At 55.3% G+C, this 26035-nt stretch carries 24 protein-coding genes, 1 riboswitch and 1 other annotated feature; of the genes, 3 read left to right on the top strand and 21 right to left on the bottom strand.

Annotation, left to right across the window (positions count from 1 at the left end; translation table 11 throughout):
- Positions 1 to 84 precede the first annotated feature (84 nt).
- The 17 genes from secE to QWT68_RS13140 all read right to left on the bottom strand — a co-directional run bounded on the left by secE (position 85) and on the right by QWT68_RS13140 (position 15582).
- Complete coding sequence (gene secE / locus QWT68_RS13220; RefSeq protein WP_040285468.1) at positions 85 to 270, bottom strand: preprotein translocase subunit SecE; 186 nt, start codon at positions 268 to 270, stop codon at positions 85 to 87.
- 54 nt (positions 271 to 324) lie between these two features.
- On the bottom strand, positions 325 to 474 hold the full coding sequence (gene rpmG / locus QWT68_RS13215) for a 50S ribosomal protein L33 (RefSeq protein ID WP_082023240.1): 150 nt from the start codon (positions 472 to 474) through the stop codon (positions 325 to 327).
- Positions 475 to 570: 96 nt separating this feature from the next.
- Positions 571 to 1221: an RNA polymerase sporulation sigma factor SigH gene (gene sigH / locus QWT68_RS13210; RefSeq protein WP_040285467.1), complete on the bottom strand. Its 651-nt coding sequence runs from the start codon at positions 1219 to 1221 to the stop codon at positions 571 to 573.
- A gap of 68 nt (positions 1222 to 1289) precedes the next feature.
- The gene (locus QWT68_RS13205; RefSeq protein WP_040285466.1) at positions 1290 to 1805 is read right to left on the bottom strand and encodes an NYN domain-containing protein; all 516 of its coding nucleotides are present in this window, start codon (positions 1803 to 1805) and stop codon (positions 1290 to 1292) included.
- Entirely contained in the window at positions 1802 to 2563 is a 762-nt protein-coding gene (gene rlmB, locus QWT68_RS13200) for a 23S rRNA (guanosine(2251)-2'-O)-methyltransferase RlmB (protein ID WP_040285465.1), read from the bottom strand. Before rlmB ends, QWT68_RS13205 begins: the two co-directional genes overlap by 4 nt.
- Positions 2550 to 2978, bottom strand: a complete 429-nt coding sequence (locus QWT68_RS13195; RefSeq protein ID WP_040285464.1) for a Mini-ribonuclease 3 — start codon at positions 2976 to 2978, stop codon at positions 2550 to 2552. Before QWT68_RS13195 ends, rlmB begins: the two co-directional genes overlap by 14 nt.
- Positions 2975 to 4375 (bottom strand): cysteine--tRNA ligase, encoded by a 1401-nt coding sequence (gene cysS / locus QWT68_RS13190; RefSeq protein WP_290148621.1) that lies wholly within the window; start codon positions 4373 to 4375, stop codon positions 2975 to 2977. The genes QWT68_RS13195 and cysS overlap by 4 nt, the downstream gene beginning before the upstream one ends.
- The gene (cysE, locus tag QWT68_RS13185) at positions 4375 to 5040 is read right to left on the bottom strand and encodes a serine O-acetyltransferase (RefSeq protein WP_040285665.1); all 666 of its coding nucleotides are present in this window, start codon (positions 5038 to 5040) and stop codon (positions 4375 to 4377) included. The genes cysS and cysE overlap by 1 nt, the downstream gene beginning before the upstream one ends.
- Positions 5041 to 5137: 97 nt before the next feature.
- Positions 5138 to 5366 (bottom strand) — a binding site (T-box leader).
- A gap of 61 nt (positions 5367 to 5427) precedes the next feature.
- On the bottom strand, positions 5428 to 6888 hold the full coding sequence (gene gltX, locus QWT68_RS13180) for a glutamate--tRNA ligase (protein WP_290148620.1): 1461 nt from the start codon (positions 6886 to 6888) through the stop codon (positions 5428 to 5430).
- 64 nt (positions 6889 to 6952) lie between these two features.
- Complete coding sequence (gene ispF, locus QWT68_RS13175) at positions 6953 to 7429, bottom strand: 2-C-methyl-D-erythritol 2,4-cyclodiphosphate synthase (RefSeq protein WP_040285461.1); 477 nt, start codon at positions 7427 to 7429, stop codon at positions 6953 to 6955.
- Positions 7426 to 8121 carry a 2-C-methyl-D-erythritol 4-phosphate cytidylyltransferase gene (ispD, locus tag QWT68_RS13170; protein WP_290148619.1) on the bottom strand — a complete coding sequence of 232 codons (696 nt, stop codon included), beginning with the start codon at positions 8119 to 8121 and terminating at the stop codon, positions 7426 to 7428. The genes ispF and ispD overlap by 4 nt, the downstream gene beginning before the upstream one ends.
- A gap of 30 nt (positions 8122 to 8151) precedes the next feature.
- Positions 8152 to 9249 (bottom strand): PIN/TRAM domain-containing protein, encoded by a 1098-nt coding sequence (locus QWT68_RS13165; RefSeq protein WP_040285459.1) that lies wholly within the window; start codon positions 9247 to 9249, stop codon positions 8152 to 8154.
- A 136-nt stretch (positions 9250 to 9385) separates the two neighbouring features.
- Positions 9386 to 10759, bottom strand: a complete 1374-nt coding sequence (gene radA / locus QWT68_RS13160) for a DNA repair protein RadA (protein ID WP_040285458.1) — start codon at positions 10757 to 10759, stop codon at positions 9386 to 9388.
- Positions 10760 to 10842: 83 nt separating this feature from the next.
- Entirely contained in the window at positions 10843 to 13299 is a 2457-nt protein-coding gene (locus QWT68_RS13155; RefSeq protein WP_040285457.1) for an ATP-dependent Clp protease ATP-binding subunit, read from the bottom strand.
- A 150-nt stretch (positions 13300 to 13449) separates the two neighbouring features.
- Positions 13450 to 14535: a protein-arginine kinase McsB gene (gene mcsB / locus QWT68_RS13150; protein ID WP_040285456.1), complete on the bottom strand. Its 1086-nt coding sequence runs from the start codon at positions 14533 to 14535 to the stop codon at positions 13450 to 13452.
- Positions 14525 to 15076 (bottom strand): UvrB/UvrC motif-containing protein, encoded by a 552-nt coding sequence (locus tag QWT68_RS13145; RefSeq protein ID WP_040285455.1) that lies wholly within the window; start codon positions 15074 to 15076, stop codon positions 14525 to 14527. Before QWT68_RS13145 ends, mcsB begins: the two co-directional genes overlap by 11 nt.
- Before the next feature lie 35 nt (positions 15077 to 15111).
- The gene (locus tag QWT68_RS13140; protein ID WP_040285454.1) at positions 15112 to 15582 is read right to left on the bottom strand and encodes a CtsR family transcriptional regulator; all 471 of its coding nucleotides are present in this window, start codon (positions 15580 to 15582) and stop codon (positions 15112 to 15114) included.
- Positions 15583 to 15856: 274 nt separating this feature from the next.
- On the opposite strand from QWT68_RS13140, the gene QWT68_RS13135 reads away from it, so the two are divergent.
- A complete protein-coding gene (locus QWT68_RS13135) occupies positions 15857 to 16444 on the top strand; it encodes an acetyltransferase (protein WP_040285453.1) in 588 nt (195 codons plus the stop codon).
- Between the two features lie 56 nt (positions 16445 to 16500).
- Here the strand turns inward: QWT68_RS13135 and QWT68_RS13130 are convergent, their stop codons facing one another.
- The 4 genes from QWT68_RS13130 to QWT68_RS13115 form a co-directional block, all read right to left on the bottom strand.
- Positions 16501 to 18189 carry a hypothetical protein gene (locus QWT68_RS13130; protein WP_040285452.1) on the bottom strand — a complete coding sequence of 563 codons (1689 nt, stop codon included), beginning with the start codon at positions 18187 to 18189 and terminating at the stop codon, positions 16501 to 16503.
- Between the two features lie 68 nt (positions 18190 to 18257).
- Positions 18258 to 19304: a tellurite resistance/C4-dicarboxylate transporter family protein gene (locus QWT68_RS13125; protein ID WP_290148618.1), complete on the bottom strand. Its 1047-nt coding sequence runs from the start codon at positions 19302 to 19304 to the stop codon at positions 18258 to 18260.
- 117 nt (positions 19305 to 19421) lie between these two features.
- The gene (locus QWT68_RS13120) at positions 19422 to 20030 is read right to left on the bottom strand and encodes a biotin transporter BioY (protein ID WP_098060105.1); all 609 of its coding nucleotides are present in this window, start codon (positions 20028 to 20030) and stop codon (positions 19422 to 19424) included.
- A gap of 125 nt (positions 20031 to 20155) precedes the next feature.
- Positions 20156 to 20341 (bottom strand): hypothetical protein, encoded by a 186-nt coding sequence (locus tag QWT68_RS13115; RefSeq protein WP_040285450.1) that lies wholly within the window; start codon positions 20339 to 20341, stop codon positions 20156 to 20158.
- A 178-nt stretch (positions 20342 to 20519) separates the two neighbouring features.
- Positions 20520 to 20621, top strand: a riboswitch (SAM riboswitch).
- Positions 20622 to 20726: 105 nt separating this feature from the next.
- Here QWT68_RS13115 and QWT68_RS13110 point away from each other — a divergent pair.
- Both QWT68_RS13110 and metH read left to right on the top strand, forming a co-directional pair.
- On the top strand, positions 20727 to 22586 hold the full coding sequence (locus QWT68_RS13110) for a bifunctional homocysteine S-methyltransferase/methylenetetrahydrofolate reductase (RefSeq protein WP_040285449.1): 1860 nt from the start codon (positions 20727 to 20729) through the stop codon (positions 22584 to 22586).
- Positions 22567 to 26025, top strand: coding sequence for a methionine synthase (gene metH, locus QWT68_RS13105; protein ID WP_290148617.1), 3459 nt, complete (start codon positions 22567 to 22569; stop codon positions 26023 to 26025). The genes QWT68_RS13110 and metH overlap by 20 nt, the downstream gene beginning before the upstream one ends.
- Positions 26026 to 26035: the final 10 nt, after the last annotated feature.

Raw genomic sequence — 26035 nt, 5'->3', positions numbered from 1 at the left:
CCGTCCCTCCTTTTTGGTCAAAATGAAAAAACCCGTGCTTTCAGTCAGACGGGATATTTTCAAGATGCTATTTAACATGCCCTATTATAACGCAACATACCATTCCATGACCCGTGATAAGATAAGATCCACAAGACCGAAATAGACAGCCATGAAGACGACTGTGCTGAGTACGACGATCGTATAGCGTGTCAGGTCTTTCCGTTTCGGCCAGCTGACTTTCCGCATTTCCGTGACAACATTTTTGAAGAAACTTGTTATCTTGCCCATTCTTTTGCAAACCTCCGAATAGTAGATATGACGGCCTTCAGTCAAGCCAGACCCTCACGCTGTTTGTCTGTGTAATGTGTGCGTATTGCAATGGCTGCAGTATTTTTTCAGCTCCAGGCGTTCTGCGGATCGGCCGCTTGCTGCCGGGAGCGAATAGTTTCTGGAACCGCATTTCTCACAGCTAACTACAATTTTATTTGACATTTCTAGTGAACACCTAGTCTTTCCATAGTCTTGATAAAGAGTACCACCTAACCTATTCTCTGTCAACGCGATGTTAGTCAGAAAATTGGCGATGTTTCACGTCGGCGCGCCGGCTGTCATGAAGCGCTCAAGTTTCCGCTTGATGCGCTGGAGCGCGTTATCGACAGATTTCACCTGGCGATTCAGCTCCTGCGAGATTTCCTGGTAGGACTGTCCGTCCAGATAGAGGCCGAGCACCTCTTTTTCAAGGCCGCTGAGCACTTTGTTCATCTCGAGTTCCATCTGGACGAACTCCTCTTTGTAGATCATCAGGTTTTCCGGATCGTCGTTTTCTGCATTCGTCAGCACATCCAGCAAGGTCCGGTCGGATTCTTCATCGAACACCGGCTTGTCCAGCGAGACGGATGAATTCAGCGGGATATGCTTCTGACGGGTAGCGGTCTTGATGGCTGTGATGATCTGCCGTTTGATGCACAGTTCGGCAAACCCTTTGAACGAACTGAGGCGGTCCGGCCGGAAGTCGCGGATCGCTTTGTACAGACCGATCATGCCTTCCTGGATGATATCCTCCCTGTCGCCGCCCATCATGAAATAGGATCTCGCTTTCATGCGGACGAAGGATTGGTATTTTGTAATCAGGAAATCGAGGGCATCCGTGTTCCCCTGCTGGATGATTCCGATCATCTGTTCATCGGAAAAAGTGCTGAAGTCTGCTGGTCTCGGTGCAGGTACTGTCTTCTCCGCCATTCCCATCACTCCGGTCTGTCATACTAGTATGTCAATTATAGCGCAGTAGATTTTTTTGCGTCAACCGGTCATCTGTTCCCCCGTCGCCACTTTTCGAAGATTTCCGCCACTTCCTGCGACAGCTGGATCTTGGAGAAGGACCGGTCCTCCTGGATCTTTTTCACTTTCTCCGTGATGATCCGGTCGATGTCCTGCAGTTCGATTTCCAGCTCACGAGCCGAGATCCGCAGGGCTCCCTGCCCGAAGATCATCCACTGCTCCGTACGATCGGATGTTGCAACGTGCAGCTGGACACGCCGGCCGGAGAGTTCCGCCACGAATTTCTCGATCCTCTCGTCGGCGGTCTCATTTTCCCTTGTGAACACCACTTCCACATTCGATTGTTTCTGTTTGTTCTCGATACCGGGGACCAGGTAGGCATCGAACACGATAATGACACGCCACCCTTTGAACGCCTGATACTCGGCCAGCCGATCGATCAGCCGGTCTCTTGCTTCCGCGAGCTTCACCCGTTTCAGTTCCTGCAGTTCCGGCCAGGCACCGATGATGTTATAGCCATCGACCAGCAGAATATCTTTCTTCACGGCGCCGGTGTGAGCGGCAGCCGTTTGCGCATGACTTCATACATGAGGAGTGATGCAGCCACAGAGGCATTGAGGGATGTGACATGCCCGCGCATCGGCAGATGATACAGGAAATCACACTTCTCTTTCAGCAGGCGGGACATCCCTTTCCCCTCGCTGCCGATGATGATGGCAAGAGGCAGCGTCGCATCCATCGTCCGGTAGTCGGCCGAACCGCGTGCATCCGTCCCTGCTATCCAGACACCCCGTTTCTTCAGTTCATCGGCGGTCTGGCCGAGATTCACAACACGGACAACCGGGATGTGCTCGATGGCCCCCGTGGAGGCTTTCGCCACAACGCCCGTCAGTCCGACAGAACGCCGTTTCGGGATCACGATGCCGTGGACGCCCGCAGCATCCGCCGTCCTGAGAATGGACCCCAGGTTATGGGGATCCTCCAGCTCGTCAAGCATCAGGATGAACGGGTCTTCACCCCGCTGCTCGGCGATTGCAAAGACGTCATCCAGTTCCGCATAGCTGTAGGCCGCGACTGAGGCAATGACTCCCTGGTGATTCACATCGAGCAGCTGATCCAGCTTCTTTTTCGGAACAGCCTGCACGACGACCCCCGCCTTTTTGGCGAGTGTCGTGATTTCACCGATACTCTGCTTGTTCAGCCCTTCCGCAACCCAGATTTTATTGAGTTCCCGTCCTGATCGCAGGGCCTCTGCAACAGGATTCTTGCCGCCGATCAGTTCGGCACCATCAATTTCCGGCATTCCGCTCTCCTCCTTCTGCAATTTCGATCGCTTTTCGGATGAACTCCCCAGTCCTTTCGCTGTCCCCGAGCAAATACAGGAAACCGACGACCGCTTCGAACGCGGAACTGTGGTTGTACGTCACAACATCCGTGTTTTTCGGGACGGATCCCGACTTGGCATTGCGGCCCCTCTTCATGACAGCGAACTCTTCCTCTGTCAGGAAGTCTTCCTCCACCATGGTCCGCAAGATGGCGGCCTGCGCTTTGGCCGAGACATAGGTCGTCGCTTCTTTGTGCAGCACATTGGGTTTAACGCGTCCCGAGCGGAGAAGGTGCTCACGCACGGCCTGCTCGAAGACGGCATCCCCCATGTAGGCCAGCGAGAGGGCTTTCAGCTGGCGCACATCCTGCGTGCGCAATGTATAGTCCTTCATGCGCGTTTCCACCGGACTCCCTGGGCCGTGTCTTCCAAAAGGATCCCTTGCGCCTTCAGTGTGTCGCGGATTTCATCCGCACGGGCGAAGTCCTTGTTTTTGCGGGCCGTCTGACGGTCTTCGATCAGCTGTTCCACCGCATCATCATGCAGCTCTTCCTTGTCGCGGAATGGGAGGCCGAGGACGGACATCAGCCTGCGGAACGTCTCCTGGAACGCTTCCAGCACTGCCGTTTCCGTATTCTTCTCACGCAGATACACATTGGCGAGACTGGCGAGTTCGAAAATCGCGGCAATGGCGTTTGCTGTGTTGAAGTCATCGTCCATCGCTTCTTCGAACAGTATCTGCTGCTGCCGGATCTTATGCAGCCAGATATCATGCTGGTCGCCATTATCCGCCGAGACCGCAAGACGGTGACCGATGTTTTCGTAGGCTGTCCGGATCCGGCCGAGTCCGTTCGCTGCGCTCTCCACAAGATCCTGAGCAAAGTTCACCGGAGACCGGTAATGGACGGACAGGATGAAGAACCGCAGCACTTGCGGATCGATCTGCTGGATGATGTCATGCACCAGAACAAAGTTCCCGAGGGATTTCGACATTTTTTCATTATCAATATTGATATATCCGTTGTGCATCCAGTAGCGCGCAAACGGCTCGCCTGTCAGCGCTTCGGACTGGGCGATTTCATTCTCGTGATGCGGGAAGGTCAAGTCCTGGCCGCCGGCGTGGATGTCGATTGTGTCGCCGAGCAGCTGCCGGGCCATGACAGAGCATTCGATATGCCAGCCGGGACGGCCTTCCCCCCACGGACTCGTCCAGGAGATCTCGCCTTCTTTCGCTGCTTTCCAAAGGACGAAGTCGAGCGCACCGTCTTTCCGTTCGCTCGCTTCGATGCGTGCTCCGACTTTCAGTTCATCGATGGACTGGTGAGACAATTTACCGTATCCATCAAATTTCCGTGTCCGGAAATAGACGTCTCCTTCCGCTTCGTATGCATAGCCCTTTTCAATGAGCAGGGCAATGAAGTCGATGACATCCTGGATATGATCGGTGACACGGGGATGCATATCCGCCTTTCCGCATCCGAGCGCGCCGACATCTTCAAAGTATGCCTGGATGAAACGCTCCGTCAGCTCCGGCACTTCTTCGCCGAGCTCATTTGCAGTTTTGATGATCTTGTCGTCGACATCCGTGAAATTCGAGACATAGGTGACATCGAATCCCCGGTATTCCAAGTAGCGGCGGACCGTATCGAATGCGATGACCGGACGCGCATTCCCGATATGGATGTAGTTGTAGACGGTCGGTCCGCATACGTACATTTTCACTTTACCTTCTTCGAGCGGAACGAATGGTTCTTTCTTCCGCGTCAGCGTGTTATAAATCTGGATTGTCATCACACATCATCCTTTTCTGAAGTAGTGGGCAGTTCCTTCCGTACAGCAGCAAGCTCGGCTTCCAAGCGGGCGATCCGGTCCTCGAGGATCTGGCACCGGTCGGATACAGGATCGGGAAATGAATGGCTCAGGCGGTCTTTGACCCGGACACCGTTCGCGATGACCACTTTGCCGGGGATGCCGACAACTGTGGAATCGGCAGGCACGTCTTTCAGGACGACCGATCCTGCACCGACTTTGCTGTTCTCTCCAATGATGATATTGCCAAGTACTTTCGCCCCCGTTGCGACGAGGACACCGTCGTGCAGTGTCGGGTGGCGCTTGCCTTTCTCTTTTCCGGTGCCGCCGAGGGTCACCCCCTGGTAGATGGTTACGTCATCACCGATTTCACACGTCTCTCCGATGACCACGCCCATCCCATGGTCGATGAACAGCCTGCGTCCGATGACTGCGCCGGGATGGATTTCGATCCCTGTGAAAAAACGTCCCACCTGGGAGAGGACACGGGCTGCAAAACGCAAGTCTCTCTTGTAGAATGCATGCGCCAGCCGGTGTGTCCAGATCGCATGCAGGCCTGAGTAAGTGAGGACGACTTCCCAAGTGCTCCGGGCAGCAGGATCCTGGTCGAAAATGCAGTGGATGTCTTCTTTCATTCGAGAAAACATGTCGTTCCCCTTTCTGAGTTTGGTGAACAGCATCCGGCCGGACCGAAGCCGTTTGGCGGTCTTGGCTGCGCCAACAAAAAACACGCCCCTGTCTGACGACAGAGACGCGTTTGCGTGGTTCCACTCTTGTTTCGGCAAGGACAGGGATATCCTGTCTTGCCGCTCAATGTCTATAACGCAGACAAGACGTCCGGCCTACTTCACTGTTCAGCCCGGCGCTCCGAGGTGCATTTCCGCAAAACGGCCGGTCCGGCTCCCTTTCAGCCAAGGGGGAGCCTCTCTGTCGGACCCGTTTTTTGCGTACTTCTCCTCTTCAATGCTTACCTATTCAATTCGTGCTGTTGTATCTCTCATTGTACACAGCGTCCGCGCCTTGTCAACAGACGCTCACTGTGCATACTTTTCGACACGGGAAATGGTTTTGTCACGTCCGAGCAGCGCAATCGACTCGGGCAGTTCAGGGCCGTGCGCCTGGCCTGTCGCCACGACACGGATCGGCATGAACAGGTTCTTCCCTTTGTGGCCGGTTTCCTTCTGCACGGCTTTGATGGCCGCTTTGATGGACGGTGCGTCGAACGTTTCCAGACTTTCGAGCTGCTTCTTGAACGAAGCCATCACTTCCGGGACCTGCTCGCCTGCCAGAATCTCTTTCGATTGCTCATCATATTCAATCGTATTGCTGAAGAACTGGGCGGACAGCTCGACAATTTCAGCACCAAAGCTCAATTGGCCATGATAGAGGGCGATCAGATCACGAACCCAGCTGCGTTCCTCCGCAGACATGTCTTCGTTTACCAGCCCTGCCTTGACGAGATGCGGAAGTGTGAGATCCATTACTTTATCCAGCGTGAGTTTCTTGATGTATTGGTTGTTCATCCATGTCAGCTTCTGCTTATCGAACATGGAAGGGGATTTCGACAGACGGCTTTCATCGAACTGTTCGATCAGTTCCTCTTTCGTGAACAGTTCCTCTTCACCGACCGGCGACCAGCCGAGCAGGGCGAAGAAATTGAACATCGCTTCCGGCAAATAGCCGAGCTCCTTATACTGGGAGATGAACTGGATGATCGACTCATCCCGCTTGGACAGTTTTTTGCGGTCTTCGTTGACGATCAGTGTCATGTGTCCGTAACGCGGCGCTTCCCAGCCCAGCGTGTCGAAGACCATGAGTTGTTTCGGTGTGTTCGTCAAATGCTCTTCTCCGCGGAATATGTGCGTCATCTCCATCAGGTGATCATCGATGACGACCGCGAAGTTATATGTCGGAATCCCGTTCGCTTTGACCAGCACCCAGTCACCGATATCATGCGATTCGAACTGGACGGCGCCCCGGACGAGATCGTCGATTGTATACGTGACATCTTCCGGCACCCGCATACGGATCGTATACGGCATGCCCGCCGCTTCTTTTTCCGCAACCTGTTCTTCCGTCAGGTGGCGGCAGGTCCCTTTGTACATCGGCGCCGCGATACCGGCCTGTTTCTGTTTTTCACGCTCTTCTTCCAGTTCTTCCGAGGTACAGAAACACTTGTAGGCTGCCCCTTTTTCAAGCATCTCCTGTGAGTATTTCTCATACGTATCGAGCCGTTCCATCTGGCGGTATGGGCTGTACGGACCGCCGATATCGACAGACTCATCATAGTCGATACCGAGCCATTTCAGGTTGTCCAGCTGTGAAAGTTCCCCGGCTTCGATATTACGGGCCGTATCGGTATCTTCGATGCGGACAATGAATTTCCCGCCGTGATGGCGGGCGAATAAGTAATTGAACAGCGCTGTCCGGGCTCCGCCGATATGCAGGTGGCCTGTCGGACTGGGTGCGTAGCGCACGCGTACTTCTGCTGACATGGTGAAACATCTCCGTTCTGTAGTTCGATTCGTATTCAAGTCTGATTTTCAGTGTACCAAAATTTTAAGCTTTCACCAATAGGATCGCAGCAAGAGCGGCGATGCCTTCTTCCCTGCCGACGAATCCGAGCCGCTCTGTGGTCGTCGCCTTCACATTCACCTGTGAGGGATCGGCATGCAGCAGCCCGGCGATCCGTTTCTGGATCGTCCCGATGTGCGGCGCCATCTTCGGCTGCTGCGCCATGATCGTACAATCCACGTTCCCGAGCGCATACCCTTCCGCTTCGACGATTTTCCAAACTTCTTCGAGCAGGACCGCCGAGTCAGCATCTTTGAATGCCGCATCCGTATCCGGAAAATGGTGTCCGATATCTCCTTTGCCGATCGCTCCGAGAGCCGCATCCGTGATTGTATGCAGCAGTACATCCGCATCCGAATGGCCGATCAGACCTTTTGTATGCGGGATTGTCACGCCGCCGATGATGAGCGGCCGTCCTTCCGCGAATTCATGTACATCAAAACCTTGTCCGATCCGTATCATTCCATCGTCTCCCCGTGCCGTTTTTTCAGTAAATACCCACCGTATTCCAAGTCTTCCGGTGTTGTCATCTTAATATTATCATAGGTGCTTTCCACAACATGCACCGGATAGCCCGCATACTCCGCGAGCATGGATTCGTCTGTGCCGAGGAACCCTTCTCCGGCCGCTTTGCGGGAGGCTTCGAGCAGAAGATCATACCGGAACGCCTGAGGGGTCTGGATGGCCCACAGCCGTTCCCGGTCCGCTGTCTCTTCGACCTGCCCGTCTGTTACGTATTTCATCGTATCCTTCGCTCTCACACCGGCGACCGCGGCTCCGCCGGCTGCTGCGCGCTCCGCCAGCTCATGGATGACGTTCTGCCTGATGAACGGCCGGGCCGCATCGTGGACGAGCACGATACCGCCGCCGCTGTGCGCTTCCAGGCAAGCCGCTACACTATTCTGCCGTTCTGCACCTCCCGCCGGCATCGCCTTCACTTTCGTAATGCCGGATTCCGCCAGGATGGCGTCGATCTGCGGCCGCTCCGATTCTTTTACCGCAAGGATGATTCCCTTACACCATGGGTCCGCCTGGAAAACTTCCAAAGTCCGACCCAATATCGTTTTTCCTGCGAGTTCGAGGAAAAGTTTGTTCTGTCCGGCACCCATCCGAGTGCCGCTGCCGGCTGCCGGCATCATCACTGTATACTCCATGCTGTCTCCCTTCCGCGCAACCCGGCCTGTTCAGGATTTCGATTGTTTGCTATGTTTCGGTTTTGCGAAGATCATCCGGCCGGCAGACGTCTGCAGAACACTCGTGACAACGACGTCGATCGATGTGCCGATGAAGCTGCGGCCCTCTTCGATGACAATCATCGTCCCGTCATCCAGGTATGCAACCCCCTGGTTATGCTCTTTTCCATCTTTGATGACCATGACGTGCATATCCTCACCCGGGATGACAACCGGCTTGACGGCATTCGCCAGGTCGTTGATGTTAAGCACTTCGACACCGTGCAGATCCGCCACTTTGTTCAAGTTGAAGTCATTTGTCACGACGAGACCTTTCATGCGTTTCGCAAGATGGACAAGCTTCAGATCCACTTCCGCCACATTCGGGAAGTCCTCGTCGGTGATAAGGATCTTTTTGCCGTCGCCTTCCTGAAGACGGCGCAGCACATCCAGCCCGCGCCGCCCTTTCGTCCGTTTCAGCGTATCCGCGGAATCCGCGATATGCTGCAGTTCTGTCAGAACGAACTGGGACACGACGAGCACTCCTTCCAAAAATCCGGTATCCACGATATCCGCAATTCGACCGTCAATGATGACACTCGTGTCGAGAATTTTATGGACCGGCTGGGAATCGGTGTTCTCCTGAGTTTCCCCGTCCTTTTTCCTTCCGACATTGCGGATCGAAAAGAGGGCATTGAGGAATTCATCCCGCTTTTTGAAGCCCACTTGGAAACCAAGGTACCCGAACAGCACCGAAAGCAGCATCGGCAGCAGCGCTGTCACAGCGGGAATCCGGATGTTATTCAGCGCCGATCCGAGCAGGAATGCAACCACCAGGCCGACAATCAGGCCGATCGAACCGAAAAACAAATCGAGGATCGGCGCTTTCAAGAGCAGATCTTCGAGCCACTTTATGAAATTGACAATCGGATCAGTGAGGAAGGTGCTGAACACAAACAGGAACAGCGCTCCTAATATTGCAGCAACATACGGATTATCGATCAGTGGAGAGGCTGTAAAATGAGATAATTGGAATAAATACGGAAGAAATAAGACACCGAGCGTCCCGCCGACTAACAGAAACATAACTTGCACAACTCGTTTCATCATACGATCCACCTCCTTTTTAATAGTCCCAGTATACAGGTATTCCCCGCCGATTGCTTTCTTGAACCGGCGAGGACGGGGAATCCTGCTTTTTTCACAGGACCCTCCGCAGTCCGCGAAAGTTCCCTCATCCCGGCAGTTACTCGGGCAGGCAGAGTTCCAGCGCTTCCCGTACAGTTTCGACACCGACGACCTGGATGCCTTCCGGGTATTCCCAGCCGCCGACATTGGAAGCCGGTATGATTGCACGTTCAAATCCGAGTTTCGCAGCTTCGCCGACCCGCTGTTCAATCCGGGAGACCCTGCGGACTTCACCGGTCAGTCCCACTTCACCTATATAGCAGTCTGTCCCGCTCGGTGCCGTGTCCCGGTAGCTTGACACGATGCTCATCAGGACGGCGAGATCGATTGCGGGCTCATCCAGCTTGACGCCGCCCGCCACTTTAATATACGCATCCTGCGCCTGTAATAGCATGCCCATCCGCTTTTCCAGGACCGCCATCAGGAGCGAGACGCGGTTCTGATCCAGCCCCGTCGCCATCCGTTTCGGATAATTGAAACTGGACGGTGTGACGAGTGCCTGGATTTCGACGAGGATCGGACGTGTCCCTTCCATCGAGGCGACAATCGTCGAACCCGCTCCGCCCTGCGACCGTTCCTGGATGAACAGTTCGGAAGGGTTCAGCACTTCTTTCAGCCCGGCCTGCACCATTTCGAAAATGGCGATTTCGTTCGTCGAGCCGAACCGGTTTTTCACACTTCGCAGAATCCGGTACGTATGGTGCCGTTCCCCTTCAAAATACAGGACCGTATCCACCATGTGCTCCAGCAGCCGGGGACCGGCAATCTGCCCTTCTTTTGTGACATGTCCGACGATGAAGATCGCAATCCCCTGGGTCTTCGCGATTTTCATCAGCTCCGCGGTACACTCCCTCACCTGCGACACACTGCCCGGAGCGGAAGACACTTCAGGATGGTGGATCGTCTGGATGGAATCGACGATGACGAACTTCGGTTTCACGCTTTCGATCGTCTCGTGGATCATCGCAAGATCCGTCTCCGCGTAGATATATAGTTCATCCGACAGGACACCGAGCCGCTCCGCCCGGAGTTTCGTCTGTCGGATCGATTCTTCCCCTGAAATGTACAGGACACGCTGCTGTCGGTTTGACAGCAGGGCGGACACCTGGAGCAGCAAAGTCGACTTCCCGATACCGGGGTCTCCGCCGATCAATACAAGCGAGCCAGGCACGATTCCGCCGCCGAGAACACGGTTGAGCTCCCCCATGTCCGTCTGGATGCGCGGTTCGTCTTCCACGGCAACAGCATTGATGGGCATCGCTTTCTGTTTGACTGCACCCGTATGCTGGAATGCGCCGCGAGGACCTTTCTGTACGATTTCCGTCTCTTCCTCCATCGTGTTCCACTCACCGCAGCCCGGACAGCGGCCCATCCATTTCGGGGATTCGTAGCCGCAGGCGCTGCACATGAATTTTGTCTTCTTTTTTGCCATGTAAGTCCTCCAAACGACGAAGAGGACAGCCCTTCCCCTTTTTTCACACCAAGGGGCGGGCCATCCTGATCATCACTTCCGTATTAGTGTTCCACCATTTCGGCTGTATCGCGGTCGGCCGTGCTGACCGTGAATTCACCGTCTGCATAGTCGACTGTCACTTTTCGGCCGGCAAAGTCCGTGCCTTTCAGCAGCTCTTCCGACAGCCGGTCTTCAACGTGTTTCTGTAAAGCCCGACGGAGCGGCCGCGCTCCATATTCCGGATCGAATCCTTCGTCCGCGATTTTCAGCTTCGCTTCATGGGTCAGTTCGAGACTGATGTCCTGCTCAGCAAGCCGGTCGCTCAGCTCTTGCGCCATGAGTGTCACGATCTCTTCCAGCTGGTCTTTTTCGAGCGAGTGGAAGACGATCATTTCGTCGATCCGGTTCAGGAATTCAGGGCGGAACGCTTTCTTCAGCTCATCCAGCATCTTTTTCTTCATATCTTCGTAGTCCTGCTCCCCATCCTGGAGATTGAATCCGACATACCGGTTCTTCTTCAGTTCCTGGGCGCCAACGTTCGATGTCATGATGATGACGGTGTTCCGGAAATCGACTGTCCGGCCTTTCGAGTCCGTCAGACGGCCGTCTTCCAGTACTTGCAGCAGGATATTGAAGACATCCGGGTGTGCTTTCTCGATTTCATCCAGCAGGACGACGGAGTACGGCTTCCTGCGCACTTTCTCAGTGAGCTGTCCGCCTTCGTCATAGCCGACGTACCCTGGAGGTGATCCGACAAGACGCGACGTCGCATGCTTCTCCATGTACTCGGACATGTCGATCCGGATCATCGAATCTTCATCTCCGAACATCGTTTCTGCAAGCGCGCGGGCAAGTTCCGTTTTCCCGACACCCGTCGGTCCGAGGAAGATGAAGGAACCGATCGGGCGTTTCGGATCTTTCAAACCGGCACGCGCTCTGCGGATCGCTCTCGAGATCGCAGTGACGGCCTCCTTCTGACCGATGACGCGTTTATGCAGTTCCTCTTCCATATTCAGCAGTTTTGCGGATTCGGTTTCGGCGATACGGGCAACCGGGATTCCGGTCCACATCGCGACAACTTCCGCGATATCGTTGACGGTCACTTCGGATTCTTTCTTCCCCTGCTTTTCTTTCCATTCGGTCTTCGTCGTCTCGAGCTCTTCTTTCATCTTCTGCTCTTTGTCGCGATAGGAAGCGGCTTTTTCGAACTCCTGGCTCTGGACCGCTGCATTCTTCTCTGAGCGGATCGCTTCCAGTTTCTTTTCGAGTTCACGCAGGTTCGGCGGTGTCGTATAGGAACGCAGGCGGACTTTCGAACCTGCCTCGTCGATCAGGTCGATCGCTTTGTCAGGCAGGAAACGGTCCGAGATGTACCGATCGGACATTTTGGCAGCGGCTTCAATCGCCTCATTCGTGATCTTGACCCGGTGATGGGCCTCATAGCGGTCACGCAGACCGTTGATGATCAATACGGTTTCCTCGACCGTCGGCTCATCGACCTGGATCGGCTGGAACCGGCGTTCGAGTGCTGCGTCTTTTTCGATATACTTCCGGTACTCATCGAGCGTTGTTGCACCGATACACTGCAGTTCACCGCGGGCGAGTGAAGGCTTCAGGATGTTGGACGCATCGATCGCCCCTTCTGCCCCTCCGGCTCCGATGAGCGTATGCAATTCGTCGATGAACAGGATGATATTGCCCGCCTGGCGGATCTCTTCCATCACTTTCTTCATACGATCCTCGAATTCACCACGGTATTTCGTGCCCGCGACGACAGTTCCCATATCAAGCGTCATGACCCGCTTATCACGCAGGATCTCCGGCACTTCGTTGCTGACGATCTGGAGCGCCAGCCCCTCGGCGATCGCCGTTTTTCCGACACCCGGCTCCCCGATGAGGACAGGGTTGTTTTTCGTGCGGCGTGCCAGCACTTCGATGACCCGTGTGATCTCCTTGCCGCGGCCGATGACCGGATCGAGCGTGCCTTCCCGTGCAATTTCGGTCAGATCGCGTGCCAGGCCGTCCAGTGTCGGTGTTGCAGCCGACGCATTCGCGTTCTGGCTGTTCGCACTTGCTGCATCATCACTGCCGAGCAGCTGGAGCACCTGCTGCCGCGCTTTGTTCAGGCTGACACCGGCATTGTTCAGGACGCGTGCCGCGACACCTTCCCCTTCACGGATCAAAGCGAGCAGGATATGTTCCGTGCCGATGTACGAGTGACCGAGCTTGCGTGATTCGTCCACCGACAGTTCAATCACTTTCTTCGCCCGGGGTGTATAATGGACAATCGGCCCGACGTCCTTGCTGCCTGTGCCGATCAGATTTTCGACCCCGGATTCGATCGTTTCGAAGCTGACACCGATCGCTTCCAGTGCTTTTGCAGCGATGCCGCCGCCTTCACGGATCAGCCCGAGCAGGATATGTTCAGTGCCTATCGCTTCATGCTTCAGTCGGATCGCCTCTTCCTGAGCGAGCTGAAGGACCTTTTGCGCACGTTGTGTGAATCGGTTAAACATCATATTTCTTCCTCTCCTTCTGCACAGACTATTTTTCTTCATCATACCTATCTATATTCAATGGGACCGCTGAACAATCGGCAGTTCCGCGAATTGACTTTGACTATCTTTGATTAGGTTATCGGATTATCGTCTTCTGCGCAAAAAAGACGCTTACGGCGACTCCGGATTCCGGCTGCTGTCCTCCGTCCTGCGCTGCAGCCGTTCCCTGAACAGCTTCGCCCGGCTGCTGTCCAATTCTTCGGACGTCAGCTCTTCCCCCTCGTAGTTCTGGAGGAAGCCGGACTGCATGAAGACCATCAGTTCGTTCAGTATATTCATATCGACATCTTCAATCAGACCGAGGTCGATGCCGAGCCTGACATCGGACAGGCACCGTGCCGCTTCCGCTGAAGGGAGCAGCCGTGCGTACGACAGCGTGCCGAGCGCGCGGAACACACGATTCTCGAGTGCCAGTCTGGACTTGCCGAGCAGCATCTCCCTGGATTTCCGCTCATGGGCGATGATCCGGCTGACGATGTTGGCGAGTTCGGCGAGTATCTCCTTTTCCGACTTGCCGAGTGTCAGCTGATTGGAGACCTGGTAGACGTTCCCCGGCGCTTCACTGCCTTCTCCGTAACTCCCCCGGACGGTCATGCCGAGCCGCGAGACAGCCGGAATGATCCGGTTGATCTGCTTGGTCATGGTCAGCGCCGGTAAATGCAGCATGACCGAGGCGCGCATGCCGGTTCCCGTATTCGACGGGCAGCTCGTCAAATAGCCGAATTGCTCATCGAATGCATACGGCAGCCGGCTCTCCAGCAGATTGTCCGTCTCGTCCGCCTTCTGATAGGCATTTTCGATCTGGAGACCCGGATAGATGCATTGTATGCGCAGGTGGTCTTCCTCATTGACCATGATGCTGACGGTCTCATCTTCCGACAGCAGGACGGCCCCGTACATCACCGCATCCGCCAGCTGAGGACTGATGAGGTGCTTTTCCACAAGCGTCTGCCTGTCGAGTTTCTTCAAATCACTCATTCTGGTATAGGAATACCCTTTTTTCTCCGGGATAAGCAGCGCATCCGCAATGAGCTCCCCGATTTTTTCCGCTTCCTCGTGGGGGAAGGAAATCGGGAACCGGAACCCGCGGAGATTGCGGGCAAGACGGATGCGGGTCGACATGACAATATCGGAATGCTCGCCATGCGGGACCATCCATCCCGTCACGGCGTTCTGCATGTACTTGTCATTCCCCATCCGAAATCCCTCCTTCAGCCGGTTCCGCAGCCAGCTTGCGCTTCCACTCGTTCACTTCATCGCGCAGGACAGCTGCCTGTTCGAATCGTTCTTCCTGGATGGCCTCCTGCATGCTGGCCCGGAGCGCTTCGATCTTTTTCCGGATTGTCATCTTCTCATTGAATGACGCCGGTATCTTTCCCGTATGTGCCGTGCTGCCATTGTGCAGTTTGCCGAATACCCGCGGCAGCCGTTCACGGAATGTGTCGTAGCAGACCGGGCAGCCGAATTTACCGATTTCCAGGAACCTGTGGAAGGTCAGACCGCATTCCGGACATTCCGGCATCCCCTGGTTCCCCCGCGTCTGCGGCTGGATCGCTTCCCCGGTCAGCCACTGAGAGAGGAACTGCTGGATCGACATCGGCTCCTGCTGGGGACTGAAAGAAAACGTCTGCAGATTGAAGGCGCACTGGTCACAAAGGTTCCGTTCCACCGGCCCATTCGGCGTCTCCTGTTTCAAAATGACCGATACCGGCCGTTCCTTGCAATTTTCGCAAAGCATGATAATACCACCTCACTGATTGGTTGGTTGTCCGCTCATTCGGACTGGTCGTAAAGGAGCGAAAACAGCATTGCCTGAAGCACCCGCGCCCGGATCACTTCCCGTTCCTGCAGGGGATAGTGTTTAGCGGCATGATCGACCGCCGCCAGCATCAGGCGTGCTTCGCGTTTCGTCACCGCCTGTTCAGCGAGGAGCCGGTAGATGATATCTTCCGTCATGACGGAAGATGCCCCTTCCTGCAGACTCTCTAAAATATGATCGACGAGCTCCTTGCGTGAATTGGTCTGTATGCGGTGGATCCGGATGTACCCCCCGCCGCCCCGCTTCGACTCGACAGCGTACCCCCGCTCGATCGTGAACCGAGTCTTGATGACGTAGTTGATCTGCGAAGGGACACATTGAAATTTCTCAGCCACTTCATTGCGCTTGATTTCCGCGATTCCATTATCTTCATGTTCGATAATCGACTTCAAATACCCTTCTATGATGTCGGAAATGTTTCGCATCGTTTTCACCTCTTTTGCCGGCAGTTTCTTCCGTTGACTTTGACTATCTTTGACTTAATTGTACCGCAACGGAGGAAGGCTGCGCAAGGATTTTGCCGCGGCGCAGCAGTATGCAGCAAGCCCGAATCAGTTGAACGCTCCCTGCATAGTATGATAAAATTGAATGCGTGAAAGATCCTGAGGATTTTTTTCTGACCTCTTTTTTCCTCTCCTTATGTTTGATCCCCAAACAAAAAGCTCCGGGTACACCCATACCGACGGAGGAGATTTACGTATGAACTGGTACGAAAAACTGAGTGAGTATTTCCCAATCGAAGAGATGAAATCAAAAGAGCATATGGACGCCCTGCTGAAAGATAAGCACAATGTCTACCATAAGGATGAAGGGCCGAAACATGTACTTATGTACGTGGAGACCGAATCATTCGTCTTTGTCGATTATCTGTTCGTGTCCGCAGCGTCCCGCGGCGAAGGACTCGGCAAGAAACTGCTGACCAAGCTGAAAGAGAAAGGGAAGCCGATCCTGCTGGAAGTGGAGCCTGTCGATTACGAAGATACCGACACAGCAAAACGGCTGAAATTCTATGCCCGCGAGTCATTCCACCACGCCCAGCGGATCGGCTACAGCAGACGTTCGCTTGCAACAGGCGAGCATACGGACCTCGAGATCCTGTACTGGTCGCCGGATGATGCGGATGAAGAAACGGTCTATGATGCGATGAAGATGACGTATGAAGAGATCCACACGTATAAAGACGATGAGTTTTACGGGGAATCATACGATCCTTGCCATCAAGTGTTAACATTTAAGACCGAAGGCAAACCTAATATCCTGAAAGAGTTCGCAACAGTCGGCGCGTAAGCCCGATGGTTCCATAGAAAAAGCAGAAGCCGTTTCCAGCGCTTCTGCTTTTTTCGTTATTCTCCGAGCGATATATTCGTCATTTCCTTCACCGGCAGGAACAGCTCGCCGGTTTCCTGATAGGTGATGGCAAGCTTATCGCCTTCCTGGATGTATACAGCTTCCGGGACGGATTCCGTTGAAATGAGGAAATTCCGGCCATCCGACGATTTCACCGATACGATCGTATAATCTCCGGCTGATTCCTTATAGACCCGCTTGACCGTGATGGCGGCTTTCGCTTCTGCAGAATTGGAACTTCCCTCCACAGAACTGCCTCCCCGCTGGAGAGCGGTCTTATACAGCTTCAGCGCATCCTTCGGAGAATTGCCGTAGACCGAGATTTCCGGGTTGGCAGCGGATACGATGAAATAATTCTGCAGGAACCCATTGGAATCGAGGACAGGCACAAGCCAGCTCGCTTCCCCGTAGAAGTTGTAGAGCACAGGCATTTCACCGGACCACTTCTTCTCGATAAATTTCTTTTCGATGATCTGGAGAGCCCCCTGGGAGTCCATATAGGATTCTTCCAGATCACCGGTATAGTACGTCCCCTTCCCTGTCCGGCCGTCTGTCAGTGAATAGCCGAGCATCGAGTCGACGCCCTCTTTCGGGCTCGTGAAATCGGTGAAATAATACATCCGCCCGTCTTCCGAGAAAATCGGACTGACATTCGCTTCCGTCCCTTCATCGGACGGCAGTTTGACATCCTTCTTACCGACGACCGAATTCCAGAAACCATGGATGTATTTGCCGAAGTAGCTGTTCTGGAGGCTGACCGCCTGCGGGGAGACCGCGCCATCGATATAGTCCGGAATCTCCGCTAGCGGGAATTTCTCCGATTCGCCCGTCATCGGATCGGTCATGATGATCCCTTTCACATCGAATCCGTTCCTGGCAGTGATGAAGTCCCCGTACGACCGGATGTAGTGCGGATTGCCGTCATCGTCGATTTCGAGCTGGACGTCCCCGTAGAAGATGAGATCCGGGAACTCCAATCTCATATGACGGCCGACCTGTTTGTTGAAATAGGACGTCTCCGTATAGGTCATCTCGGAAGCGATGAATTTCGGGTTGTCCGCAGAATCGGTCGCACTCATGCGGAAGTAGCCGGGTGTCGTCTTGCCGTTCCACCATTTGAAGAACCCTGAGAACTCGACAGGGGCGATGTAGACGAAGTCGTCCTTGACTTTCTGGATCTGCAGATGGCCCAGATCGTAATAGCTCGTGTCCGGCACCTGGCCGAATGCTTTCTTCATCTTGTTCCGTGCGAATTTCGGCGGGACACTTGCCGGGGTCTTCGTTTCGTCGAACGCCTCGATCTCCACCTGCTGGTCCATCTCCACCGCCTCATACTTGGTGTCTGCGTTGAAGAGCGGCGCGGTGAGCACGTAGATGCCCGCTCCTGCTGCGAGGACAGCAGCAATCCCTTTCAATTTACGCATCATGCCGGTGTCAGCAGCCGTCCCGATGATGGCGGCCGCCAGAATCAGTGCCCACAGGGAGGACCAGTGCTGATCCAGGCTGGTCGTGTAGTAGAAAACGGCGATCCCGGCAGTCAGCAGGACTGCAGCCGAGACAAACAGTCCAGCCCGGAGACCTGTGCCGCCTCCCTTTTCTTCCGTGCCCAGCTTCCTGGAGAACGGAACCGCAAGCAGTGCTGACAGAACGCCTGCCGCGAGAGAAAAAACTAGTAAGTGAATCATTGCTTCGCCCTTCTTTCCGAGGTAGACTTCTTTTCTGTCTTACCATACGGATGAGAGCGCAATCCGTTTCACTTCACATCCCCCATTTTTCCGAAAGACCGCAAAATCGCGGTACACATGGCGAGGAATACGACAATCCATGAACCGACTGCCAGAAAAGCCATCCCTTCCGACAGGACCGATACAAACGGCAGCTGAAGCGCTTTTGAAAACTGGAATGTTCCGGCTGTGTACATGGCCAGCGGGAACACCATACTCCAGATCTGCGGATTGTAGCGGATCGGCGGACGGTGGAATCCATAATGCCAGATCGTCAGGATCACCAGCAGAGGGATCCACCAGGTGCCTGTAATCCAGAAGAACAGCGTGAATCCTTTCAGGAATGGCGTAATCTCATTGATAAGCGGGAAATACTCGGCATGCAGGATCAGACTGGAACCGGCAAGTGTCGTGATCGCCAAGGCGCCCATGCTGATCCAGTACGGCGGCGATAATTCGCCGTAGGAAAACCGGACAAATGCAAAGCGGTAGAAGATGAGGGCCATCAGCGGGAGATAGAGCATGCTGCCCAGGAAGTACATGGATAACGATGTGAACAAAAGGATGTCCTGATGCTGATGGACAGATGGCGACAGCAGGGTTCCAAGCACAGCAATGGATTGTGTCGCGACAGAGGACAGCAGCCATGTGCCATTGAACCCTTTTTCAAGCGGCGGTTTCTCTTTCCGGATGGTCATCGCCGTGAAAAACGTATACATAATAACAGCCCAGAGGATGAGTGCGGTGAACCAGAGGACTTTCGCTATCATGATGCAGCCGCCTGTCAGCAGCAGCTGGCTCCCGAAGACAGCCGTCCCGGCAACCAGAGTGAAAAAGCCCGCTCCTTTGCTGTGGCTGACGACATCAACCCGCAGTTCACGCGGCCAGCGGAACAGACGTATCAGCGTCATCAGCCAGAGGACCGTATACAGCACTGTATTGACTGCGATCAGAATAGGCGCAAGTCCGTGGAATCCAAGCAGGTTGAGCCCGACTGCGAGAGCGCCCGTAGCCATGACGGAGGCGAAACTGCCTGGAAACAGATGCTTGGCCTGCTTCATCAGTATATCGATCATCGTTCTGTCTCCTTTTTCGTCTGAGAATAATTACACTATTCCCCACTCAGCAGCCGGCAAGCCTGAAAACGCTGAAAACCCGCCTGCGGCAATAGCAGGCGGGTGCATGGAACGCATTTACAGTGACCGGCGGATTTTGAGGATGCGCACCATCCGATGGCCGAATATGCCGGCAAGGACTGCCAAAATGACATCTTTCGGGATTGTCGGAAGCATCCAGATCCAGGCGATTTTATACGTGAATGCATCCGGCGCGGCTGCCCAGAGCTTGTACGCCGCGTACATCCAGTTCGTGCCGATCGCATAGTTGATGACGAATCCGATAAGTGCTGCAGCGATGAAGGCAGGCAGGGTGCCTTTCTTCTCGACGATTTTACCGGCAGCGTATGCCACAGCTATGAAGGAAAGGATAAAGCCGAATTGTGTACTGACGACCGTACTGAAACCTCCGCCGAATTTTGCGAAGACCGGCGCGCCGGCCAGGCCGATCGCCATATATACCGTCATGGCGGCAGCGCCGTAGCGGCTTCCGAGAAGCAGGCCGGCCAACGTCGCGAAAAACGTCTGCAGCGTGATCGGCACGCCGCTGACCGCCATCGCGGGTATGAAGTACGTAATATTCGCCCCGATCATCATCAAAGCCGCGAACATGGCGGAATAGACGAGGCCGAGTGTACCGGATATCGTTTTCGACCGGTTCGGTTTCATTGCTGCTGTTGTTCCCATCCCAGACACCCCTTAACTATTTGTATGGATTAAGAATAAGTGTCTTTTGGATTTGTGTCAACTCAATTTTAACTTAGGTTGACTCAATTTCAGTCAAAAAAAACGGACAGGCGCTTCCCCGTCCGTCAGCGGCGCTCCCCTTCGTCTTTCGGGAACAGGAAAAATGAAATGACCCCGCTGACGATCATCGCGCCTATCGTTATATACAATCTGGACATGACGGGCACATCCGTATAATTTCTGCTTAGCATCACCCAGGCGATCCCGCCGACCAGCAGCGCAATCGGGATGATGAATTTAAACGCCCGCATAGCAATCCCCTTTCCGTACTTGTCCACCAGTTTACCATATCCGGCCGGGGATGGGACAGGGCCGTATACCTCTTTCCTCCGATCACCGGCTGCCATGATGGAGACATCAATTCGTCTATTGACGGAACTCTCAAACAACGGTATGATATGTTCAATAATTATTACAACTGAATAGTCATTCTTATCAAGAGAAGCGGAGGGACTGGCCCTGTGATGCTTCAGCAACCAGCCATATGGTCAGGTGCTAATTCCAGCGGATACAGGATCCGGCAGATGAGGAGAAGACAATCATTATACAGATGACAAAGCCTTCTTCGTTTTGCGAAAAGGCTTTTTTTCTATTCACTGCTTCAGCGCACTGCCGCAAGAAAGGACGGATGATCAGATGGACTTATTGGAACGCTTGAAAAACGAAGTGCTCGTCGGCGATGGCGCAATGGGGACCTTGCTGTACGCCGAAGGGCATGATTTCTGTTACGAACAGCTGAATGTGGAGAAACCGGAACTGATCGGAGACATCCACCGGCAGTACATCGCTGCCGGCGCGGATATCATCCAGACGAACACCTACAGCGCCAATGCGGTGAAACTCGCCCGGTACGGCCTGGAGCACCGTGTCAGGGAATTCAACGAAGCGGGCATCGCCATCGCAAAGGAAGCTGCCGAAGCCGGCGGTCAGTACATACTCGGCACCATCGGCGGGCTGCGCAGTGTCGGTAAGAACGAAGTCTCTCCCGAAGAAGTGCCGGCGATCGTCCGGCAGCAGGCGGAAGTGCTGCTCGCCGGCGGTCCGGACGGCCTGCTGCTGGAAACGTACTATGATTTCGATGAACTGAGCGCGGTCGTTACCCAGTTGCGGAAGCTTACAGATATCCCGCTGATCGCGCAAGTGTCCATGCACGAACCCGGGGTGCTGCAGAACGGACTTCAGCTGAATGAGGCGCTGCACCGTCTCGAGTCTCTCGGCGCCGATGTGGTCGGTGTCAACTGCCGGCTCGGCCCGTATCACACCATCCAGGCATTCGAAGGGGTCGACCTGCCGGAGAAGGCATTCCTGTCCGCCTATCCGAATGCCAGCCTGCTCGACGTGGAGGACGGCCGGATCGTCTATGTGTCGGAGACGGATTATTACGGGAGAGCGGCAAAGATGCTGCAGGAAGAAGGCGTCCGGCTGATCGGCGGCTGCTGCGGCACGACGCCTGCACACATCTCGGCTGTTAAGACGAGGCTGGCCGGAACGGTGCCGATCTCGGAAAAGAAAACTGCAGAGCGTAAACCGGTCATCATCCGTGAACCGGAGCCGGCCCGCTATGAGCCGCTGCACGAGAAAGCGAAGCGTGAACGGACGATCCTCGTGGAGCTGGATACACCGAGGCACCTGGAGACGGAAAACTACCTGGAAGGCGCAAGACAGCTGAAAAAGGCAGGTGCGGACGCCGTAACGATGGCGGATAACTCCCTCGCCTCCCCGCGCATCAGCAATGTGGCCATGGCGTCCCTCGTGAAGCATCAGGATGATGTCCGGCCGCTCGTGCACATCACATGCCGCGACCGCAACCTGATCGGACTGCAGTCCCATCTGATGGGGCTTGATGCACTTGGTATCCACGATATTCTCGCAGTGACCGGGGATCCGACGAAAATCGGGGACTTCCCCGGGGCGACCAGTGTCTATGATGTATCGAGCATGGAGCTGTTCCAACTCATCAAACAGCTGAACAAAGGGATTTCCTTCTCCGGCAGACCGCTGCGCAAAAAAGCGAATTTCTCGGTTGCGGGCGCCTTCAATCCGAATGTCCGTGTCGTGGAGCGCGCGGTCAAGCGGCTGGAGAAGAAGATTGAGAACGGCGCGGATTATTTCATCTCCCAGCCGGTCTATACGAAAGAGAAGATCATCGAGATCCATGAAGCGGTCAGCCATCTCGAAACACCGATCTTCCTCGGAATCATGCCGCTGACGAACAGCCGCAATGCCGAGTTCCTCCATCACGAAGTGCCGGGCATCAAACTGTCCGATGACGTGCTCGCGCGCATGAAGGATTGCGGGGATGACCGGGAGGCAGCCACAGCGGAAGGGCTCCGCATCGCCAAGGAACTGATCGACACAGCGGCAGGACTCTTTAACGGGATCTATCTGATCACACCATTCCTGCGCTATGACATGACAGCTGAACTGATCCGCTATATAAAAGAAATCGACGCCGAAGCAGAAAGGGAGATGCACCATGCCGCAATCACGCATTGAGACAGAACTGAAGAAGAGGATACTGGTCATGGACGGCGCGATGGGCACGATGCTGCAGAACGCGGACCTGACTGCGGAAGATTTCGGCGGCGACGCCTTCGAAGGCTGTAACGAGTATTTGAACCTGACGAAGCCTGAAGTGCTCAGGAAGATCCACCGGGAATACCTCGAGGCAGGCGCCGATATCATTTGTACGAATACGTTCGGCGGAACACCTGTCGTCCTGGATGATTATGACCTTGGCAGTCGTGCGGAGGAGATCAACCGGAGAGGGGCGGAGCTCGCCCGCAGTGCGGCCGACAACTATTCGTCACCTGAACAGCCGAGATTCGTCGCAGGGGCGATGGGTCCGACGACAAAGACACTGTACGTGACGGGCGGTATTACGTTCGACCGGCTGGCAGATGACTTCTATGTCCAGGCGAAAGGGCTGATCGAAGGCGGCGCTGACCTGCTGCTAATGGAGACGAGCCAGGATATGCTGAACGTCAAAGCGGGAACGGTCGGCATCCGGCGGGCGTTCGAAGAGACCGGCCGTGAACTGCCGGTCATGATCTCCGGGACGATCGAACCGATGGGGACAACACTCGCAGGCCAGAGCATCGAAGCGTTCTATGTATCGATCGAACATATCCGGCCGCTGTCCGTCGGGCTGAACTGTGCGACCGGCCCGGAATTCATGACGGACCATCTGCGGTCGCTGTCGGAGCTTGCAACCGGATTCGTCAGCTGTTATCCGAACGCCGGCCTCCCCGATGAAGAAGGGCATTACCACGAATCGCCCGAGTCGTTATCGACCAAGCTGGAAGGCTTCGCCGAAAAGGGCTGGCTGAACATCGTCGGCGGCTGCTGCGGGACAACGCCTGCCCATATCCGGGCGATCCGGCAGGCCGTTGATGGCAAAACACCGCGCACACGGCCTGCCGAGGAGGATGCACACGGGCATGTGGTGTCCGGTATCGAACCGCTCCTCTATGATCCAAGCATGCGCCCGATCCTGGTCGGTGAACGGACGAACGTCATCGGTTCGCGCAAATTCAAACAGCTGATCGCCGATGGCAAGATCGAGGAGGCGGCGGAAATCGCCCGGGCCCAAGTGAAGAATGGCGCACATGTCATCGATGTCTGTCTGGCGAATCCCGATCGCGATGAACTGACGGATATGAGAGACTTCATGCGGGAAGTCGTCAAGAAGGTGAAAGTGCCGTTCGTCATCGACTCGACGGATGAACAGGTCATCGAGGAAGCATTGAAATACTCACAGGGAAAGGCGATCATCAATTCCATCAATCTGGAGGATGGCGAAGAACGCTTCGATGCCGTTCTGCCCATCGTCAAGAAGTACGGTGCCTCGGTCGTCGTCGGGACGATCGATGAAACCGGCATGGCGGTGACGCGTGAGCGGAAACTCGAGATTGCCGAGCGGTCCTATGAACTACTGACGGGTAAGTGGGGGCTCGCGCCCGAAGACATCATCTTCGACCCGCTCGTCTTCCCCGTCGGCACGGGAGACGCGCAATACATCGGATCCGCCGTGGAAACGATCGAAGGGATCCGGCTTATCAAGGAGAAGCTGCCGCGTGCGCTGACTGTACTCGGTGTCAGCAACGTATCATTCGGCCTTCCCGGCGTCGGACGCGAAGTGCTGAATGCCGTGTATCTGTACCACTGCACACAGGCCGGGCTCGATTATGCGATCGTCAACACCGAGAAACTGGAACGGTATGCATCCATCCCCGAGAAGGAGATCAAAATGGCGGATGACCTGCTGTTTTCGACGACAGACGAAACACTTGCTGCGTTCACTGAATTCTACCGGGGGAAGAAGAAGGAGAAAACCGAAGATGATATCCCGAAAACCGTCCCCGAGCGGCTCGCCTACTACGTCGTCGAAGGGACGAAGGAGGGGCTGATCCCCGACCTGGACGCAGCGCTGACCCAGTATGACGAACCTCTGGATGTCATCAACGGCCCGCTGATGACAGGGATGGCGGAAGTCGGACGTCTCTTCAACGCGAACCAGCTGATCGTTGCGGAAGTGCTGCAGAGTGCGGAAGTGATGAAAGCATCCGTTTCATATCTCGAGCAGTTCATGGAGAAGAAAGAGGACGATAACGGCAAGGGGAAGATCGTGCTCGCCACCGTCAAAGGGGATGTGCACGACATCGGCAAGAACCTGGTCGAGATCATCCTGAGCAACAACGGCTTCAAGGTCATCGATATCGGCATCAAAGTGACCCCTGCTGAACTGATTGACGTCATCCGGAAAGAGAAGCCCGATATCGTCGGCCTGTCAGGACTGCTCGTGAAGTCCGCCCAGCAGATGGTGCTGACGGCGCAGGACTTCAAGGCGGCGGGCATCGATCTGCCCGTCATGGTGGGCGGCGCGGCACTCAGCCGCCGGTTCACGGACACGAAGATCTCCCCGGAATATGACGGGCCGGTCATCTACGCGAAGGATGCCATGCAGGGACTCGACCTTGCCAACCGTCTGCAGAGCGACGGCAAGGACGCACTCCTGCTCGAACTCGATGAACAGCTCGAGAAGCGCGCGGCCAATGATGCCATCAAAGCGGCGAAAGCGGAGGCGCGTGCCGATTCCGCGGTGGCGGTCGCCATCCGGCCCGTCAAGACGGTGCGGGAAGATGCGCCGGTCTTCGTGCCCGGGGATCTGAAGAAACGCGTGCTGCGGGACTATTCAATTGCGCATCTGTCTCCGTACGTCAACATGCGGACGCTCATCGGGCATCATCTCGGACTCCGGGGGAACGTGGACGCCATGCTGCGGAAACAGGAACCCCGCGCCGTCGAGCTGCACGAGATGGTGACCGGGTTCCTGAACTCCGGGAAGCTCGGGGCGTCCGGTATGTATCAGTTCTTCCCGGCTCAGGCAGACGGGGACGATGTCATCATCTATGATCCGGCTGATGCGACGACGGAAATCGAGCGGTTCACGTTCCCGCGCCAGGACCAGGAACCGTTCTTATGTCTGGCGGATTATCTGAAAACCGTGCAGAGCGGTGAATTGGACTATGTCGCCTTCATGCAGGTGACAGCCGGCCATGGCGTCCGCGCAGAAGCTGAGCGCCTGAAAGCGGACGGCAAGTTCCTCGAAAGCCATGCGTTCCAGGCGACCGCGCTCGAACTCGCGGAAGGGTTTGCGGAACGCGTGCACCAGGAGATCCGCGACCAGTGGGGCTTCCCGGACGCCACCGACTTTACGATGAAAGACCGCTTCGCGGCAAAGTACCAGGGGCAGCGGTTTTCCTTCGGCTACCCCGCCTGTCCGAACCTCGAAGACCAAGCCAAGCTATTCGGCCTGCTGAAACCCGAGGAAATCGGTGTCCATTTGACGGAGGAGTTCATGATGGAACCGGAAGCGTCCGTCTCCGCCATCGTCTTTGCCCATCCGGATGCCCGCTACTTCAATGTCGAGTGAACGGAAAAAG

Origin of the sequence: Sporosarcina trichiuri, from assembly GCF_030406775.1 — a bacterium.
Lineage (GTDB): Bacteria > Bacillota > Bacilli > Bacillales_A > Planococcaceae > Sporosarcina > Sporosarcina trichiuri.
The sequence above is the reverse complement of the archived record's forward strand: the minus strand, read 5'-3'. Positions and strand labels throughout refer to the sequence as shown.